Raw genomic sequence first — 17,577 nt, forward strand, 5'->3', positions numbered from 1 at the left:
AGGAAAAGCCGGCAAGTATAGCGGGGCATGGGGCGTAGGGCGAGTTGATCGCGGGATGAGCTGACCATCAGCCATTGCACAAAAACAATGTGGGAGCGGGCTTGCTCGCGAAGGCGGCCTGTCATCCAACACTAATGTTGAATGTTACTGCCTCTTCGCGAGCAAGCCCGCTCCCACATTAGAATGGTGGTGTTTATTCGTACTGACTCAACAACCGCTCCATCCGCGCATCCAGCCGGCGTTTGATTTCGGTTTCGATGTGCGGGGCGAAGTCGTCGATCACGTCTTGCATGATCAATAGCGCGGCGGCGCGCAGTTCGCTGTCCAGGTGCAGCAGGGCGTCGGGGCCTTTGCTCGCGGCCGGCGACGGTTGCGCGGATGGGGCGGGTGGCGGTGTCGTTTCGACTGGTTGCGGCGCATTGGCGACAGTGTCGAACAGCATGGGGATCTGTTCCTGATCACCTTCAATGACCGTGTCGGTCAGCAAGGGCGGTTGCAGGTTGTCATCGCCGAGCAGTTGGCGGATCGACTCGAGGTCATCCAGCAGATGCGCGGAATTTTGCTGCGGTTTTGGAGTGTCCATCGGAATGCTCAGAGTCGCTGTAAACGGTGATCTTGCAGAGGATAGCCCTGTTCGCGGTAGAAACGGAAACTCTCCCGCGCAGCCGAACGAATCGTCGGATCTTCCACCACCACTTCCGCCACGCGGGCGAACTGTTTGGCAAATACCGGGACTTTCAGGTCGAGATTGACCAGCAGATCCTGATGCTGACCGCAGTCATCGCCAAGGCCCAACACAATCAAACCCTCCGGCTCGTTTTCGGCGGGACCGTGGGGCACGAAGCTTTCGCCCTTGAAGGCCCACAAACGCGCATCGAGGTCATCACGCTGGGCGGCATCGCTGCAGTGCAGGTAAATGCGGTGGCCCATGCGCCAGGCTTTTTCGGTGAGCTTGCAGGCGAAATCCAGCCGTGCCGAAGGATCGGCGCTGGGCAGGATATAGAAGTCGACTTTGGTCATTGCGGTTCCTGAGCCCCGGGGCGGCGCCACTGGTCAGTGGCACCGCTCGGGGTCATCGGTTTCAGGCTTTGGCGCGGTCCAGCAGGTATTGGGTCAGCAGGGGAACCGGACGGCCAGTGGCGCCCTTGTCCTTGCCGCCGCTGGTCCAGGCCGTGCCGGCGATGTCCAGGTGCGCCCAGTTCAGGTTCTTGGTGAAGCGCGACAGGAAGCAGGCAGCGGTGATGGTGCCGGCTTTCGGGCCGCCAATGTTGGCGATGTCGGCGAACGGGCTGTCCAGCTGCTCTTGATATTCATCGAACAGCGGCAGTTGCCAGGCGCGGTCGTCGGCGGATTGGCCGGCGCTCAGCAGTTGACCGATCAGCTCGTCGTTGTTGCCCAGCAGGCCCGAGGTGTGGGAACCCAGTGCGACGACACACGCGCCGGTCAGGGTGGCGATGTCGATCACCGCTTGCGGCTTGAAGCGTTCGGAATAGGTCAGGGCATCGCACAGCACCAGACGGCCTTCGGCGTCGGTGTTGAGGATTTCCACGGTCTGGCCGCTCATGGTGGTGACGATGTCGCCCGGACGCGAAGCGTTGCCGCTCGGCATGTTCTCGGCGCAAGCCAGGATGCACACCAGGTTGATCGGCAGTTTGAGCTCAAGCACGGCACGCAAGGTACCGAACACGCTGGCGGCGCCGCCCATGTCGTACTTCATTTCATCCATGCCGGCGCCCGGCTTGAGGCTGATGCCGCCGGTGTCGAAGGTGATGCCTTTGCCGACCAGTGCGTACGGCTTCTCGGATTTCTTGCCGCCGTTGTATTGCATGACGATCAGGCGCGGCGGCTGGGCGCTGCCCTGGCCAACGGCGTAGAACGAGCCCATGCCCAGATCCTTGATTTTCTTCTCATCGAGGACTTCGACTTTCAGGCTCTTGAATTCTTTGCCCAGGTTCTTGGCTTGCTCGCCCAGGAACGTCGGGTGGCAGATGTTTGGCGGCAGGTTGCCCAGGTTACGGGTGAAGGCCATGCCATTGGCGATCGCGGTGGCATGGGCCACGGCGCGTTCGACTTCAGCCTGTGCGGCCTTGATGGTCACCAGGGTGACTTTCTTCAGGGCAAGCGGGTCGGCTTTCTGGCTCTTGAACTGGTCGAAGGTGTACTCGCCATCTACCAGGGTCTCGGCCAGCAGGCGGTTCTTGCCATAGCTGTCGCGGTCTTTGACCACGACTTCGTCCAGGGCCAGCACTGCATCGCTGCCGCCCAGGCCTTTGAGGGTGTTGAGGATGCCGGCGATGATTTTGCGGAACGGGCGATCACCCAGCTCTTCATCCTTGCCCACGCCCACCAGCAACACGCGCTCAGCCTTGAGGTTAGGCAGGCTGTGCAGCAACAGGCTCTGGCCGACTTTGCCGGCCAGGTCGCCGCGCTTGAGCACGGCACTGATAGTGCCACCGCTCAGCTCGTCGAGTTGTTTGGCAACGGCGCCGAGTTTGCGGCCTTCGCCGACGGCGACCACCAGCGTGGCGGTCTTCAACGTTTCCGGGCTAACGCTTTTTACAACCAGTTCCATGTCTGGGTCCCTGAATTAATGGTCAAAGTGCGCGACGCGCAGAAGCTTGCTTATAAGTAGAAAGACGCAGGTAGCAGTGCCAGCGACAAAGGCCGCAGTTTGAACCTCGCTACCGGCGCCTGACAACCCTCGGTCGTGCGAACTTCGGTGGTTCAGGTGTCTGCTTGAGCGTGCGCAGTGACAGGCGCACCCAATCACAGGATAATGCGCCATCTTTTTCGGCGGCTCTGCCCTGCGGGCCGACCGATACGTTTGTTTGTTTGGCCGCTTAGCCTGACAACCCTGGAGTGTCTGGTTTGATTGTCTTCCGTTATCTATCCCGCGAAGTCCTGTTGACCTTGAGCGCCGTCAGCGCCGTGCTGCTGGTCATCATCATGAGCGGACGCTTCATCAAATACCTCGCCCAGGCGGCTTCTGGCCTTCTGGATCCGGGTTCGCTGTTCCTGATCATGGGTTTCCGTCTGCCAGGTTTCCTGCAGTTGATCCTGCCTTTGGGGCTGTTTCTCGGGATTTTGCTGGCCTACGGTCGTCTGTACCTCGACAGCGAAATGACCGTGCTGTCGGCCACTGGCATGAGCCAGCAGCGACTGTTTCGCATCACCCTGTTTCCGGCCACGCTGGTTGCGCTGGTGGTGGCATGGCTGAGCCTGAGCCTGGCGCCACAGGGTGCCAACCAGTTCCAGTTGCTGCTGAACAAACAGGACGCACTGACTGAATTCGATACCCTTGAGCCAGGCCGTTTCCAGGCTTTACGCGACGGTACCCGGGTGACCTATACCGAACAATTGTCGGATGACCGCATCAATCTGGGCGGCGTGTTCATTTCGCAAAAGAATGTAAATTCCGACAAAAAGGACCGCGGGATTTCCGTATTGGTGGCCGAGAAGGGCCGTCAGGAAATTCGCCCCGACGGCAATCGGTATCTGATTCTCGACAATGGCTACCGCTACGACGGTAATCCGGGTCAGGCCGACTACCGCGCCATCAAATACGACGAGTACGGCGTATTGCTGCCCAAGCCGGACGTCAGCGACGAAGTCACCGATCGCGACGCGATGACCACCCGCTCCCTGCTGGGCAATGATGACATCCGCTCGCGCACCGAACTGCAATGGCGTCTGTCCCTGCCGCTGCTGGTCTTCATCGTGACCCTGATGGCGGTGCCGTTGTCGCGGGTCAACCCGCGCCAGGGCCGTTTCCTCAAGCTGCTGCCGGCGATTCTTCTTTATATGGCTTACCTGACCATCCTGATTGCCGCTCGCGGCGCCCTCGAAAAGGGCAAGATCCCGGCGGCGCTGGGCTTGTGGTGGGTGCATGCAATCTTCCTGGCCATTGGCCTGGGCTTGCTGTACTGGGAGCCGCTGCGCTTGAAGATGGCGAGTCGCCGCAGTGCGCTGGAGGTGGCCCGTGGATAAGCTCGATCGCTACATCGGTAGCAGCGTGTTCGTCGCGATCCTGGCAGTACTGGGGATCATCCTCGGCCTGGCCACGCTGTTTGCCTTCATCGATGAGATGAGTGAGGTCAGTGATACCTACACCCTGATGGATGTCCTGAGCTATGTGCTGCTGACCGCGCCGCGCCGTCTGTACGACATGCTACCGATGGCGGCGCTGATCGGTTGCCTGATCGGCCTCGGCAGCCTGGCCAGCCACAGCGAACTGACCATCATGCGCGCTGCGGGCGTGTCGCTCGGGCGGATCGTCTGGGCTGTCATGAAGCCGATGCTGCTTTTGATGGTGGTGGGGCTGGTGATCGGTGAGTACGTCGCGCCGGCAACAGAAGTCACCGCTCAGGCCAACCGCTCGCTGGCCCAGGGCAGTGGCGATGCGCAAAGCGCCAAGCACGGTCTGTGGCACCGTCAGGGTGACGAGTTCATTCACGTCAACTCCGTGCAACCCAATGGTCTGCTGTACGGTGTGACCCGTTATCGCTTCGATGATCAGCGCCACATCCTGTCTTCAAGCTTCGCCAAACGCGCGGAATTCGACACGGATCACTGGCAACTGAGCGACGTCACGACCACGTTGTTCCATGAAAAGAACACCGAAGTGGTGACGACTCCGGTGGAGCGTTGGGAGGTCGCGCTGAGCCCGCAACTGCTGAGCACTGTGGTGATGGCGCCGGAATCACTGTCGATCACTGGTCTGTGGAGTTACATCCACTACCTGGCTGACCAGGGCCTGAGCAACGGTCGGTACTGGCTGGCATTTTGGGTCAAGGTGTTGCAGCCGTTGGTGACCGCTGCATTGGTGCTGATGGCGATTTCCTTCATCTTCGGCCCGCTGCGTTCGGTGACCCTCGGTCAGCGGGTCTTTACTGGTGTGTTGGTGGGCTTCACCTTCCGCATCGTCCAGGATTTGCTCGGCCCTTCGAGCCTGGTATTCGGTTTCTCACCGCTGTTTGCGGTGCTGGTGCCGGCCGGAGTCTGTGCCCTGGCCGGGGTCTGGTTGTTGCGCCGGGCCGGTTGATCGCGGGTTATTCCCGAAAGGCTTGTCACTCAAAACGCCCCTGTCGCAAGACCGGGGCGTTTTTGTACGCGCCGTCTGACCTGCGAACGTGACGCTTGCGTCGTGGATCAGGTACAATTCCCGGCTATTTTTCGGCGGGCTATGCCTGCAGCCTTTTTGAGTGTTGATCCGTGAGTGATTTGAGTCATATCCGCAATTTCTCCATCATCGCCCACATTGACCATGGCAAGTCGACGCTGGCCGATCGCTTCATCCAGATGTGCGGCGGCCTTGCCGAGCGCGAAATGGAAGCCCAGGTGCTGGACTCCATGGACCTGGAGCGTGAACGCGGGATCACCATCAAGGCCCACAGCGTCACCCTTTATTACACCGCCCGCGATGGCATCAAGTACCAGCTGAACTTCATTGACACCCCCGGCCACGTTGACTTCACCTACGAAGTCAGCCGGTCGCTGGCGGCCTGTGAAGGTGCATTGCTGGTGGTCGATGCCGGTCAGGGCGTTGAAGCGCAGTCGGTTGCCAACTGCTACACGGCGATCGAGCAGGGCCTGGAAGTCATGCCGGTCCTGAACAAGATTGACCTGCCACAGGCCGATCCGGACCGCGTCAAAGAAGAAATCGAAAAAATCATCGGCATCGATGCCACTGACGCGGTCGAGTGCTCTGCCAAGACCGGTCTGGGCGTCGATGAAGTGCTCGAACGCCTGGTAACCACGATTCCTGCGCCGACCGGCAACTACGAAGATCCGCTGCAAGCGTTGATCATCGACTCCTGGTTCGACAACTACCTGGGCGTTGTTTCCCTGGTACGTGTGCGTCACGGTCGTGTGAAGAAGGGCGACAAGATCCTCGTCAAGTCCACCGGCAAGATCCACCTGGTGGACAGCGTCGGTGTCTTCAACCCGAAACACACCGCCACCGTTGACCTGAAGGCCGGCGAAGTAGGCTTCATCATTGCCGGCATCAAGGACATTCACGGTGCACCGGTCGGTGACACCCTGACCTTGAGCTCCACGCCAGACGTTGACGTGCTGCCAGGCTTCAAACGCATTCAGCCGCAGGTATATGCCGGTCTGTTCCCGGTCAGCTCCGACGACTTCGAAGATTTCCGTGAAGCCCTGCAAAAGCTCACGCTCAACGACTCGTCCCTGCAGTACACCCCGGAAAGCTCCGACGCGCTGGGCTTCGGCTTCCGTTGCGGGTTCCTCGGCATGCTGCACATGGAAATCATCCAGGAGCGCCTGGAGCGCGAGTACGACCTGGACCTGATCACCACCGCGCCGACAGTAATTTTCGAGCTGTTGCTGAAAACCGGTGAAACGATTTACGTCGATAACCCGTCGAAGCTCCCGGACCTGTCGTCGATCGAAGACATGCGTGAGCCGATCGTGCGTGCCAACATTCTTGTGCCGCAAGAACACCTGGGCAACGTCATTACCCTGTGCATCGAAAAACGCGGTGTGCAGGTCGACATGCTGTTCCTCGGCACTCAGGTACAAGTGACTTACGACCTGCCGATGAACGAAGTGGTGCTGGACTTCTTCGATCGCCTGAAATCCACCAGCCGCGGCTATGCTTCGCTGGATTACCATTTCGATCGTTACCAATCGGCTAGTCTGGTGAAACTGGATGTGCTGATCAACGGCGACAAGGTCGACGCCCTGGCGTTGATCGTGCACCGTGACAATGCGCACTACAAAGGTCGCCAGTTGACCGAGAAGATGAAAGAACTGATTCCGCGGCAGATGTTCGACGTGGCAATCCAGGCCGCCATTGGCGGGCAGATTGTGGCGCGGACAACCGTCAAGGCGCTCAGAAAGAACGTATTGGCCAAATGCTACGGTGGTGACGTCAGCCGTAAGAAAAAGCTGCTGGAAAAGCAAAAGGCCGGTAAGAAACGCATGAAGCAGGTCGGTAACGTGGAAATTCCACAGGAAGCCTTCCTTGCCGTGCTCAGGTTGGATAGTTAGGTCCTATGTCACTAAATTTCCCGCTGTTGCTGGTCATCGCCGTGTTCGTCTGCGGCCTGTTGGCGTTGCTCGATCTGCTGTTCCTGGCGCCACGGCGCCGGGCTGCCATTAACTCTTATCAGGGTAGCGTCAGCCAGGCTGACATGGTGGTGGTCGAGAAACTGAACAAAGAGCCGCTGCTGGTCGAATACGGCAAGTCGTTCTTCCCGGTGTTGTTCATCGTACTGGTGCTGCGTTCGTTCCTGGTGGAACCGTTCCAGATTCCTTCCGGCTCGATGAAACCGACCCTGGACGTCGGCGACTTCATTCTGGTGAACAAGTTTTCTTACGGGATCCGCCTGCCGGTGATCGACAAGAAAGTCATCGAAGTCGGTGATCCGCAGCGCGGTGATGTGATGGTGTTCCGCTACCCGAGCGACCCGAACGTCAATTACATCAAGCGTGTGGTAGGCCTGCCGGGTGACCAGATTCGCTATACCGCAGACAAGCGTCTGTTCGTCAACGGTGAATCGATCGCCGAACAACTGGTCGGCTCCGAGCCGGGCACGTTGGGCAGCGCCGAGCTCTACAAGGAAAAGCTCGGCATCGCCGAGCACCTTATCCGCAAGGAAATGAGCCGCTACCGCGCAGCGCCGGATCGTTCGTGGACCGTGCCTGCCGGGCACTACTTCATGATGGGCGACAACCGCGACAACTCGAACGACAGTCGCTACTGGGATGATCCGAGTATTCCCAAGAATCTGCTGGGCATGGTTCCCGACAAGAATATCGTCGGCAAGGCCTTTGCAGTCTGGATGAGCTGGCCGGAACCCAAACTCAGTCACCTGCCGAATTTCTCGCGGGTTGGCCTGATCAAGTAATCACACACGGCGCTGTTGAACACAGCGCCGAATGCATTTCTGGAGTCGGCATAATCGGCACCGGACGCATGAAAACAATGATATTCAGGACGTTATTTTTGAACACAGCGTTAATTGTCCCAAGCCTGCGCCGCACCACGGCGATGGCGGTGGAATCCAGCCACGAACTCAGCGTGGGTAAACCGTGAGCGTCTCCTTAAGCCGTCTAGAGCGTCAGCTCGGCTACACCTTCAAAGACCAGGAACTGATGGTCCTGGCCCTGACTCACCGCAGCTTTGCCGGGCGCAACAATGAACGCCTGGAGTTCCTCGGTGATGCCATCCTCAACTTCGTCGCTGGCGAGGCGCTGTTCGATCGCTTCCCGCTGGCCCGCGAAGGCCAGTTGTCGCGTTTGCGCGCCCGCTTGGTGAAAGGTGAAACCCTGGCCGTACTGGCCCGTGGTTTCGATCTGGGCGAATACCTGCGCCTGGGTTCCGGCGAATTGAAAAGCGGTGGTTTCCGTCGCGAATCGATTCTGGCCGATGCCCTCGAAGCGCTGATTGGTGCGATCTACCTGGACGCCGGCATGGACATGGCGCGCGAGCGCGTGCTGGCCTGGCTGGCCGGAGAGTTCGAAGGCCTGACGCTGGTCGATACCAACAAAGATCCGAAAACCCGCCTGCAGGAATTCCTGCAGTCCCGTGGTTGCGAGCTGCCGCGTTACGAAGTGGTGGATATCCAGGGTGAGCCGCATTGCCGGACGTTCTTCGTCGAATGTGAAATCATCTTACTGAATGAAAAAAGCCGAGGTCAGGGTGTGAGTCGTCGTATTGCCGAACAGGTAGCGGCCGCCGCAGCACTGATTGCCCTGGGTGTGGAGAATGGCAATGACTGATTCAACCGCAACTCGCTGTGGCTATGTTGCCATCGTCGGCCGTCCCAACGTGGGCAAGTCCACGCTGCTGAACCACATTCTGGGTCAGAAGCTGGCGATTACCTCGCGCAAGCCGCAGACCACCCGTCACAACATGCTCGGCATCAAGACCGAAGGCGCCGTTCAGGCGATCTACGTCGACACCCCGGGCATGCACAAGGGCGGCGAAAAGGCTCTGAACCGCTACATGAACAAGACCGCTTCGGCGGCGTTGAAAGACGTCGACGTGGTGATCTTCGTGGTTGACCGCACCAAGTGGACCGACGAAGACCAGATGGTCCTCGAGCGCGTTCAATACGTGACCGGCCCGCTGATCGTGGCGCTGAACAAGACCGACCGTATCGAAGACAAATCCGAGCTGATGCCGCACCTGAGCTGGTTGCAGGAACAGCTGCCGAACGCGCAGATCATGCCGATCTCGGCCCAGCACGGGCACAACCTGGACGCGCTGGAACGAGTGATCGCCGAGCACCTGCCGGAAAACGATCACTTCTTCCCGGAAGATCAGATCACTGACCGCAGCAGCCGCTTCCTCGCCGCCGAACTGGTGCGCGAGAAAATCATGCGTCAGTTGGGCGCCGAGCTGCCGTACCAGATCACCGTGGAAATCGAAGAGTTCAAGCAGCAGGGCAAAACCCTGCACATCCATGCGTTGATCCTCGTCGAACGTGACGGCCAGAAAAAAATCATCATTGGCGACAAGGGCGAGCGCATCAAGCGTATCGGCACCGAGGCGCGCAAGGACATGGAGCTGCTGTTCGACTCCAAGATCATGCTTAACCTGTGGGTCAAGGTTAAGGGTGGCTGGTCCGATGACGAACGTGCGCTGCGTTCGCTGGGTTACGGCGATCTGTAAACCGTTTGGCAGCACATAGATCTACTGTGGGAGCGGGCTTGCTCGCGAAGAGGATGTAACATTCAGCATTGATGTTGACTGTTACACCGCTTTCGCGAGCAAGCCCGCTCCCACATTGGTTTTGGGTTGTTTTTAAAACTGCGCTCCGTCATTGAGAACCCTGACTTCCATGTCTCAAGCCCCCATCGGCCAACCCGCGTACGTCCTCCACTCCCGCGCCTACCGCGAAAGCAGTGCGCTGGTGGATTTCCTTACGCCGCAAGGTCGGCTACGGGCGGTGTTGCGCAGCGCGCGGGGCAAGGCCGGGACATTGGCGCGGCCGTTTGTGCCGCTGGAAGTCGAATTCCGTGGGCGGGGTGAATTGAAAAACGTCGGTCGCATGGAAAGCGCCGGTGTTTCCACCTGGCTCAACGGCGAGGCGCTGTTCAGCGGTCTCTACCTCAACGAGTTGCTGATCCGTCTGCTGCCCGCCGAAGACCCCCATCCCGCAGTCTTCGATCACTACGCCGCGACCTTGCTCGCCCTGGCCGAAGGCCGTCCATTGGAGCCATTGCTGCGCTCCTTCGAATGGCGTTTGCTCGACGACCTCGGTTACGGTTTTGCGCTGAACGCCGACATCCACGGCGACCCCATTGCGCCGGACGGCCTCTATCGCTTGCAAGTGGATGCAGGCCTGGAGCGGGTCTACCTGCTGCAACCGGGTCTGTTCAACGGCACTGAATTGTTGGCCATGGCCGATGCCGATTGGTCCGCGCCCGGAGCGCTGTCCGCTGCCAAGCGCTTGATGCGTCAGGCACTGGCCGTTCATCTGGGCGGTCGTCCTCTAGTCAGTCGCGAGTTGTTTCGCAAGCCATAGTTTCGCAAGCGACAGGAACTGTTGATGCTTGCGTCAACAGACCCAAGCTCCCCGTGTATGCTGTGCACCGAACTTTCCCTTGTTTTCAGGAGCGCTTCCGTGACCACCAGCAATCGCATTCTTCTTGGCGTGAACATCGACCACGTTGCCACCCTGCGTCAGGCCCGGGGTACTCGCTACCCGGATCCAGTCAAGGCAGCGCTGGACGCGGAAGAGGCGGGTGCTGACGGCATCACCGTGCACTTGCGCGAAGACCGTCGGCATATTCAGGAGCGCGACGTGTTGCTGCTCAAGGACGTGCTGCAAACCCGCATGAATTTCGAAATGGGCGTCACCGAAGAAATGATGGCGTTCGCCGAACGCATCCGCCCGGCGCACATTTGCCTGGTCCCGGAAACCCGTCAGGAGCTGACCACTGAAGGCGGTCTGGACGTGGCAGGGCAGGAGGCGCGGATCAAGGCGGCGGTGGATCGTCTGGCGAAGATTGGCTGTGAAGTATCGCTGTTCATCGACGCTGACGAGCGGCAGATCGAAGCATCCCGCCGTGTCGGTGCACCGGCCATTGAATTGCACACCGGGCGTTATGCGGACGCCGAGACGCCAACCGAAGTCGCTGAAGAGCTCAAGCGCGTGGCCGATGGCGTGGCATTTGGTCTGGCCCAGGGGTTGATCGTCAACGCCGGCCACGGTCTGCACTATCACAACGTCGAGGCTGTTGCGGCGATCAAGGGCATCAATGAACTGAACATCGGCCATGCGTTGGTGGCCCATGCGTTGTTCGTAGGGTTCAAGTCGGCGGTGTCGGAAATGAAGGCGCTGATTCTGGCTGCCGCCAAAGCCTAAAAGACAAACACAAAACCAATGTGGGAGCGGGCTTGCTCGCGAATGCGGTGTGGCAATCGACAGAGATGTTGAATGTTGAACCGCCTTCGCGAGCAAGCCCGCTCCCACATTTGATGGGTGGTGGCTGTTAAAGCGGTGGGGTTTCCTGGCTCGGCTTGGTCTTGTCGACCCCCGGCACATGCAGGTTGCCCTCGGCGACCTGATTGCCTTCCAGCTGCGGCTGCGTTACCCACGTCAGGATGTCGTAGTAACGACGGATGTTCGCCACGAAGTGCACCGGCTCGCCACCCCGGGCGTAGCCGTAACGGGTTTTGCTGAACCACTTCTTCTCGGACAGACGCGGCAGGATTTTCTTCACGTCCAGCCACTTGTCCGGGTTCAACCCTTCCTTGGCCGCCAGTTTGCGCGCGTCATCCAGGTGACCGCTGCCAACGTTGTAGGCTGCGAGCGCGAACCACGTACGATCCGGCTCCTGGATCGACTCATCCAGTTGCTCTTTCATATAGGCCAGGTACTTTGCCCCACCCATGATGCTCTGCTTGGGATCGAGTCGATTGGACACGCCCATGGCTTGCGCCGTGTTCTGGGTCAGCATCATCAATCCGCGCACGCCGGTCTTGGACGTGACCGCCGCTTGCCACAGCGATTCCTGATAACCGATCGCCGCCAGCAGGCGCCAGTCGACTTTCTCTTTCTTGGCGTACGTCTTGAAATGCTGTTCGTATTTGGGCAGCCGCTGCTGCAGATGCTGGGCGAAGGTGTAGGCGCCCATGTAACCGAGTACATCGACGTGCCCGTAATAGCGATCCTTGAGGCGTTGCAGGGTGCCGTTTTTCTTCACTTTGTCGAGGTAGTCATTGATCTCGTTGAGCAGGCTGTTGTCTTCGCCGGCGGCCACGGCCCAGCTCTGATTGCTGGCGTCACCGAGATCGAAAGCGACCCGCACGTTGGGGAAGTACACCTGGTTCATCGCGACTTCGTTGGAATCGACCAGGGTCAGATCGATCTGGGCTTCGTCGACCATGCGCAGCAAGTCGACGACTTCAACCGCGTCGGACTCTTCGTATTCAATGCCGGGATATTTCTTTTTCAGCGCTGCCAATTGCTCGGCGTGGGTGCTGCCCTTGAGCACCATGATCTTCTTGCCGACCAGGTCGCCTGCGTCGGTCGGCCGTGACTGGCCGTTGCGGTAGATGATTTGTGGGGTGACTTCGAGGTAGGAGTGGGAAAATCGCACCTGTTTTTTTCGTTCTTCGCTGCTGACCAGGCCGGCAGCAGCCAGCACCGGGCCATTGGGCTTACCCACCTGATTGAACAGGTCGTCGAGGTTGTCGGCGGTTTCGATCTTGAGCTCGACCCCCAGATCGTCGGCGAAGCGCTTCACCAGCTCGTATTCGAAGCCGGTTTCACCGTTGCGATCCTGAAAGTAGGTGGCGGGACTGTTGCGGGTAACCACCCGCAGCACGCCATCCTCCTTTACGCGCTCCAGCGTGTTGGGTTTATCAACACAGCCACCGAGCACCAGGAAGAGTCCGGTTGCGATCAGCCATTTGGCGTACCGCGGACGCAAAGCCGTTGGGGAAAACATCTGCGCAGTATACGCAAAGGACCACGAGCGCCATATCTCGACAGCGAAGGGCTTGTCTGCTAGAGAGTCTGAAACCCGCTTGGAGCCCGCAGGAATGGGCCCGGACAGCATTTTGTGACAGAAAAAATAACCCTCGGCGCGCGCCTGTTCAGGGCCCGAATACCCGGCCCGACGTTCGGGTGCAGCCGTGCGTACCGTTTCGGGTGATGTCGCGGGCGGTTTAGGCTAGAATGCACGGCCTCAAAGCACACCCCTTCCCGAGGCTGTCCCGAAGATGTTGATCCTGCGCGGCGCTCCTGCCCTTTCTGCCTTTCGCCACAGCAAACTCCTTGAGCAACTGAGCCAGAAGGTTCCGGCTGTCAGCGGCTTGTATGCTGAATTCGCTCACTTCGCCGAAGTTACCGGCGTCCTGACCGGCGACGAACAGCAGGTGCTCGCGCGCCTTCTGAAGTACGGCCCAAGCGTTCCAGTACAAGAGCCCACCGGTCGCCTGTTTCTGGTGTTGCCACGTTTCGGCACCATCTCGCCATGGTCCAGTAAAGCCAGCGACATCGCTCGCAACTGCGGCCTGACGAAAATCCAGCGCCTGGAGCGCGGCATCGCGTTCTACGTCGCCGGCCAGTTCAGCGACGCTGAAGCGCAGCTGATTGCTGACGGTCTGCACGACCGCATGACCCAGATCGTGCTGGACAACCTTGAACAAGCCGCCGGCCTGTTCAGCCACGCCGAACCCAAGCCCCTGACCGCGATCGACGTGTTGGGTGGCGGCCGCGCCGCGCTGGAAAAAGCCAACACCGAGCTGGGCCTGGCCCTGGCCGAAGACGAGATCGACTATCTGGTCGCAGCCTTCGTCGGCTTGAAGCGCAACCCGCATGACATCGAATTGATGATGTTTGCCCAGGCGAACTCCGAGCACTGCCGCCACAAGATCTTCAACGCCAGTTGGGACATCGACGGTCAGAGCCAGGAAAAAAGCCTGTTCGGCATGATCAAGAACACCTATCAGATGCACAGCGACGGTGTTCTGTCGGCTTATAAGGACAACGCCTCGGTAATCGTCGGCTCCGTCGCCGGCCGTTTCTTCCCGGACCCTGAAACCCGTCAGTACGGCGCGGTGCAGGAACCGGTGCACATCCTGATGAAAGTCGAAACTCACAACCACCCGACCGCGATTGCCCCGTTCCCGGGCGCGTCCACCGGTAGCGGCGGTGAGATTCGCGACGAAGGTGCAACCGGTCGCGGCGCCAAGCCAAAGGCTGGCCTTACCGGTTTCACCGTGTCCAACCTACAGATCCCGGGCTTCGAACAGCCGTGGGAAGTGCCATACGGCAAACCTGAGCGCATCGTTACCGCGCTGGACATCATGATCGAAGGCCCACTGGGTGGCGCCGCGTTCAACAACGAATTCGGTCGTCCGGCCCTGACCGGTTATTTCCGTACCTTCGAACAATCGATCACCACCCCGCGTGGCGACGAAGTTCGCGGTTACCACAAGCCGATCATGCTGGCTGGCGGCATGGGTAACATCCGTGCCGAACACGTACAGAAAGGCGAGATCACCGTCGGCTCCAAGCTGATCGTCCTCGGCGGCCCGGCAATGCTCATCGGCCTGGGCGGCGGTGCTGCCTCTTCCATGGCCACCGGCACCAGCTCGGCGGATCTGGACTTCGCATCGGTACAGCGCGAAAACCCGGAAATGGAACGTCGCTGCCAGGAAGTCATCGACCGTTGCTGGCAGTTGGGTGATAAAAACCCGATCAGCTTCATCCACGACGTCGGCGCGGGCGGTCTGTCCAACGCCTTCCCGGAACTGGTCAACGACGGCAACCGTGGCGGTCGCTTCGAGCTGCGCAACATTCCAAACGACGAGCCGGGCATGGCCCCGCACGAAATCTGGAGTAACGAATCCCAGGAACGCTACGTTCTGGCGGTGGGGCCTGCGGACTTCGAACGCTTCCAGGCGATCTGCGAACGTGAGCGTTGCCCGTTTGCCGTGGTCGGCGAAGCCACTGCCGAACCGCAACTGACCGTGACCGACAGCCACTTCGGCAACAGCCCGGTGGACATGCCGCTCGAAGTGCTGCTGGGCAAAGCCCCGCGCATGCACCGTTCGGCCGTTCGCGAAAACGAGCTGGGCGACGATTTCGATCCGTCGACCCTCGAGATCGCCGACTGCGTCGAGCGCGTTCTGCATCATCCGGCCGTGGCCAGCAAAAGCTTCCTGATCACCATCGGCGACCGCACCATCACCGGCCTTGTGGCCCGTGATCAGATGGTCGGCCCGTGGCAGGTTCCGGTGGCCGACGTTGCCGTCACCGCTACCAGCTTCGACGTCTACACCGGTGAAGCCATGGCCATGGGCGAGCGTACTCCGCTGGCTCTGCTGGACGCTCCGGCGTCGGGTCGCATGGCCATCGGCGAAACCCTGACCAACATCGCGGCTTCGCGCATCGCCAAAATCTCCGACATCAAACTGTCGGCGAACTGGATGTCCGCTGCCGGTCACCCGGGTGAAGACGCGCGTCTGTACGACACCGTGAAAGCGGTCGGCATGGAACTGTGCCCGGACCTGGGCATTACCATTCCGGTGGGCAAGGACTCGATGTCCATGGCCACCCGCTGGAACGACGAAGGCGTCGACAAGACGGTGACTTCGCCGATGTCGCTGATCGTGACCGGCTTCGCCCCAGTGGCTGACATCCGTCAGACCATGACCCCGCAATTGCGCATGGACAAAGGCACCACCGACCTGATCCTGATCGACCTCGGTCGCGGTCAGAACCGCATGGGCGCTTCGATCCTCGCTCAGGTTCACGGCAAACTCGGCAAGCAGGCCCCGGACGTCGATGACGCCGAAGACCTGAAAGCCTTCTTCGCCGTGATCCAGGGCCTCAACGCCGACGGTCATTTGCTGGCTTACCACGACCGTTCCGACGGTGGTCTGCTGACCAGCGTGGTGGAAATGGCCTTCGCCGGTCATTGCGGCCTGAGCCTGAACCTCGACGGTCTGGCAGAAACCTCCGCCGACATCGCCGCGATCCTGTTCAACGAAGAACTGGGTGCTGTTATCCAGGTTCGCCAGGACGCCACTCCGGACATCCTCGCGCAGTTCAGCGCGGCGGGCCTGGGTGACTGCGTGTCGGTGATCGGTCAGCCGATGAACAATGGCGAGATCAGCATCACCTTCAACGGCGACACCGTGTTCGAAGGTCAGCGTCGTCTGCTGCAACGTCAGTGGGCCGAGACCAGCTACCAGATCCAGCGTCTGCGTGATAACGCCGACTGCGCCGAACAAGAGTTCGACGTGCTGCTGGAAGAAGACAACCCGGGCCTGAGCGTCAAGCTCAGCTACGACGTCAACCAGGACGTCGCCGCGCCTTACATCAAGAAAGGCATCCGCCCACAGGTTGCCGTGCTGCGTGAGCAGGGCGTCAACGGTCAGGTGGAAATGGCGGCTGCGTTCGACCGCGCCGGTTTCAACGCGATCGACGTGCACATGAGCGACATTCTGGCCGGCCGTGTCGACCTGAACGAGTTCAAAGGTCTGGTGGCTTGCGGCGGTTTCTCTTACGGCGACGTGTTGGGCGCCGGCGAAGGCTGGGCCAAGTCCGCGCTGTTCAACAGCCGCGCTCGCGATGCCTTCCAGGGCTTCTTCGAACGTAACGACAGCTTCACCCTCGGTGTTTGCAACGGTTGCCAGATGATGTCCAACCTGCACGAGCTGATCCCGGGCAGCGAGTTCTGGCCGCACTTCGTGCGTAACCGTTCCGAGCAGTTCGAAGCTCGCGTGGCGATGGTGCAGATCCAGGAGTCGAACTCGATCTTCCTGCAAGGCATGGCCGGTTCGCGCATGCCGATCGCCATCGCGCACGGTGAAGGCCATGCCGAATTCGCCAGCGAAGAAGCATTGCTGGAAGCCGATCTGTCGGGTTGCGTGGCGATGCGTTTCGTCGACAACCACGGCAAGGTCACCGAAAACTACCCGGCCAACCCGAACGGCTCGCCGCGCGGTATCACCGGTTTGACCAGCCGTGACGGTCGCGTGACCATCATGATGCCGCACCCGGAGCGGGTATTCCGCGCCGTGCAGAACTCGTGGCGTTCGGAAGACTGGAACGAAGACGCACCCTGGATGCGTATGTTCCGTAACGCTCGCGTTTGGGTTAACTAAGAGCGGGAGCTGATTGCCGTGTACAAGCTCGGTTTTTTTGTTCCGGCCAGTCATGTCGAGGTGGTCAAGAGTGCTGTGTTCGCTGCCGGTGGTGGGCGGATCGGGGCTTATGATCACTGCGCGTGGCAGGTGTTCGGGTTGGGTCAGTTTCGGCCTTTGGATGGCAGTCAGCCGTTTATTGGTGAAGCGGGGCAGGTCGAGCAGGTTGAGGAATGGAAGGTTGAGCTTGTGGTCAGCGATGAGTTGATTCGGGCGGTGGTGGTGGCTCTGAAAGAGAGCCATCCCTATGAGACGCCGGCTTATGAGGTATGGCGGTTAGAGGATTTCTGATCTTCCTGGCCGCTGAAAATGAGAAACCCGCTGAAAGTGATTTCAGCGGGTTTTTTGTTGTCCGGAGTTTGCACCCAGGAGGTCGAAGGATGCGGTGTTTTCGAATGCCCGGTTAGTGTGGATGGCGAACTAGACGTCGAGAGAAAACG

General features: G+C 60.0%; 14 protein-coding genes. 10 read left to right on the forward strand and 4 right to left on the reverse strand.

What is annotated here, in order from left to right:
- Nucleotides 1-193 precede the first annotated feature (193 nt).
- The 3 genes from IB250_RS21615 to IB250_RS21625 all read right to left on the reverse strand — a co-directional run bounded on the left by IB250_RS21615 (nt 194) and on the right by IB250_RS21625 (nt 2,572).
- Nucleotides 194-583: a DNA polymerase III subunit chi gene (locus IB250_RS21615; protein WP_192345526.1), complete on the reverse strand. Its 390-nt coding sequence runs from the start codon at nt 581-583 to the stop codon at nt 194-196.
- An 8-nt stretch (nt 584-591) separates the two neighbouring features.
- The gene (locus tag IB250_RS21620) at nt 592-1,020 is read right to left on the reverse strand and encodes a DNA polymerase III subunit chi (RefSeq protein WP_123494430.1); all 429 of its coding nucleotides are present in this window, start codon (nt 1,018-1,020) and stop codon (nt 592-594) included.
- 61 nt (nt 1,021-1,081) lie between these two features.
- A complete protein-coding gene (locus IB250_RS21625; protein WP_192345527.1) occupies nt 1,082-2,572 on the reverse strand; it encodes a leucyl aminopeptidase in 1,491 nt (496 codons plus the stop codon).
- Between the two features lie 296 nt (nt 2,573-2,868).
- Between IB250_RS21625 and lptF the strand changes: the two genes are divergently transcribed.
- From lptF to pdxJ, 8 genes are all read left to right on the forward strand, one after another.
- The gene (lptF, locus tag IB250_RS21630; RefSeq protein ID WP_192345528.1) at nt 2,869-3,987 is read left to right on the forward strand and encodes an LPS export ABC transporter permease LptF; all 1,119 of its coding nucleotides are present in this window, start codon (nt 2,869-2,871) and stop codon (nt 3,985-3,987) included.
- On the forward strand, nt 3,980-5,041 hold the full coding sequence (gene lptG, locus IB250_RS21635) for an LPS export ABC transporter permease LptG (protein ID WP_008073128.1): 1,062 nt from the start codon (nt 3,980-3,982) through the stop codon (nt 5,039-5,041). The genes lptF and lptG overlap by 8 nt, the downstream gene beginning before the upstream one ends.
- Before the next feature lie 170 nt (nt 5,042-5,211).
- Nucleotides 5,212-7,011, forward strand: a complete 1,800-nt coding sequence (lepA, locus tag IB250_RS21640; protein ID WP_123494427.1) for a translation elongation factor 4 — start codon at nt 5,212-5,214, stop codon at nt 7,009-7,011.
- Between the two features lie 5 nt (nt 7,012-7,016).
- Nucleotides 7,017-7,871, forward strand: coding sequence for a signal peptidase I (lepB, locus tag IB250_RS21645; protein ID WP_008073129.1), 855 nt, complete (start codon nt 7,017-7,019; stop codon nt 7,869-7,871).
- 184 nt (nt 7,872-8,055) lie between these two features.
- On the forward strand, nt 8,056-8,745 hold the full coding sequence (gene rnc / locus IB250_RS21650; protein WP_007905528.1) for a ribonuclease III: 690 nt from the start codon (nt 8,056-8,058) through the stop codon (nt 8,743-8,745).
- Entirely contained in the window at nt 8,738-9,640 is a 903-nt protein-coding gene (era, locus tag IB250_RS21655) for a GTPase Era (protein WP_008073130.1), read from the forward strand. Before rnc ends, era begins: the two co-directional genes overlap by 8 nt.
- A 169-nt stretch (nt 9,641-9,809) precedes the next feature.
- Entirely contained in the window at nt 9,810-10,496 is a 687-nt protein-coding gene (recO, locus tag IB250_RS21660) for a DNA repair protein RecO (RefSeq protein ID WP_192345529.1), read from the forward strand.
- A 99-nt stretch (nt 10,497-10,595) separates the two neighbouring features.
- Nucleotides 10,596-11,339: a pyridoxine 5'-phosphate synthase gene (pdxJ, locus tag IB250_RS21665; protein WP_192345530.1), complete on the forward strand. Its 744-nt coding sequence runs from the start codon at nt 10,596-10,598 to the stop codon at nt 11,337-11,339.
- 127 nt (nt 11,340-11,466) lie between these two features.
- On the opposite strand, the gene mltF is transcribed toward pdxJ, so the two are convergent.
- On the reverse strand, nt 11,467-12,927 hold the full coding sequence (gene mltF, locus IB250_RS21670) for a membrane-bound lytic murein transglycosylase MltF (RefSeq protein ID WP_192345531.1): 1,461 nt from the start codon (nt 12,925-12,927) through the stop codon (nt 11,467-11,469).
- A gap of 274 nt (nt 12,928-13,201) precedes the next feature.
- Here mltF and purL point away from each other — a divergent pair, with 274 nt between their 5' ends.
- Both purL and IB250_RS21680 read left to right on the forward strand, forming a co-directional pair.
- Nucleotides 13,202-17,098 (forward strand): phosphoribosylformylglycinamidine synthase, encoded by a 3,897-nt coding sequence (purL, locus tag IB250_RS21675; RefSeq protein ID WP_192345532.1) that lies wholly within the window; start codon nt 13,202-13,204, stop codon nt 17,096-17,098.
- An 18-nt stretch (nt 17,099-17,116) separates the two neighbouring features.
- Complete coding sequence (locus IB250_RS21680) at nt 17,117-17,428, forward strand: YqfO family protein (RefSeq protein WP_007905538.1); 312 nt, start codon at nt 17,117-17,119, stop codon at nt 17,426-17,428.
- Nucleotides 17,429-17,577: the final 149 nt, after the last annotated feature.

This window comes from Pseudomonas sp. PDM09, assembly GCF_014852305.1.
Taxonomy (GTDB): Bacteria; Pseudomonadota; Gammaproteobacteria; order Pseudomonadales; family Pseudomonadaceae; genus Aquipseudomonas.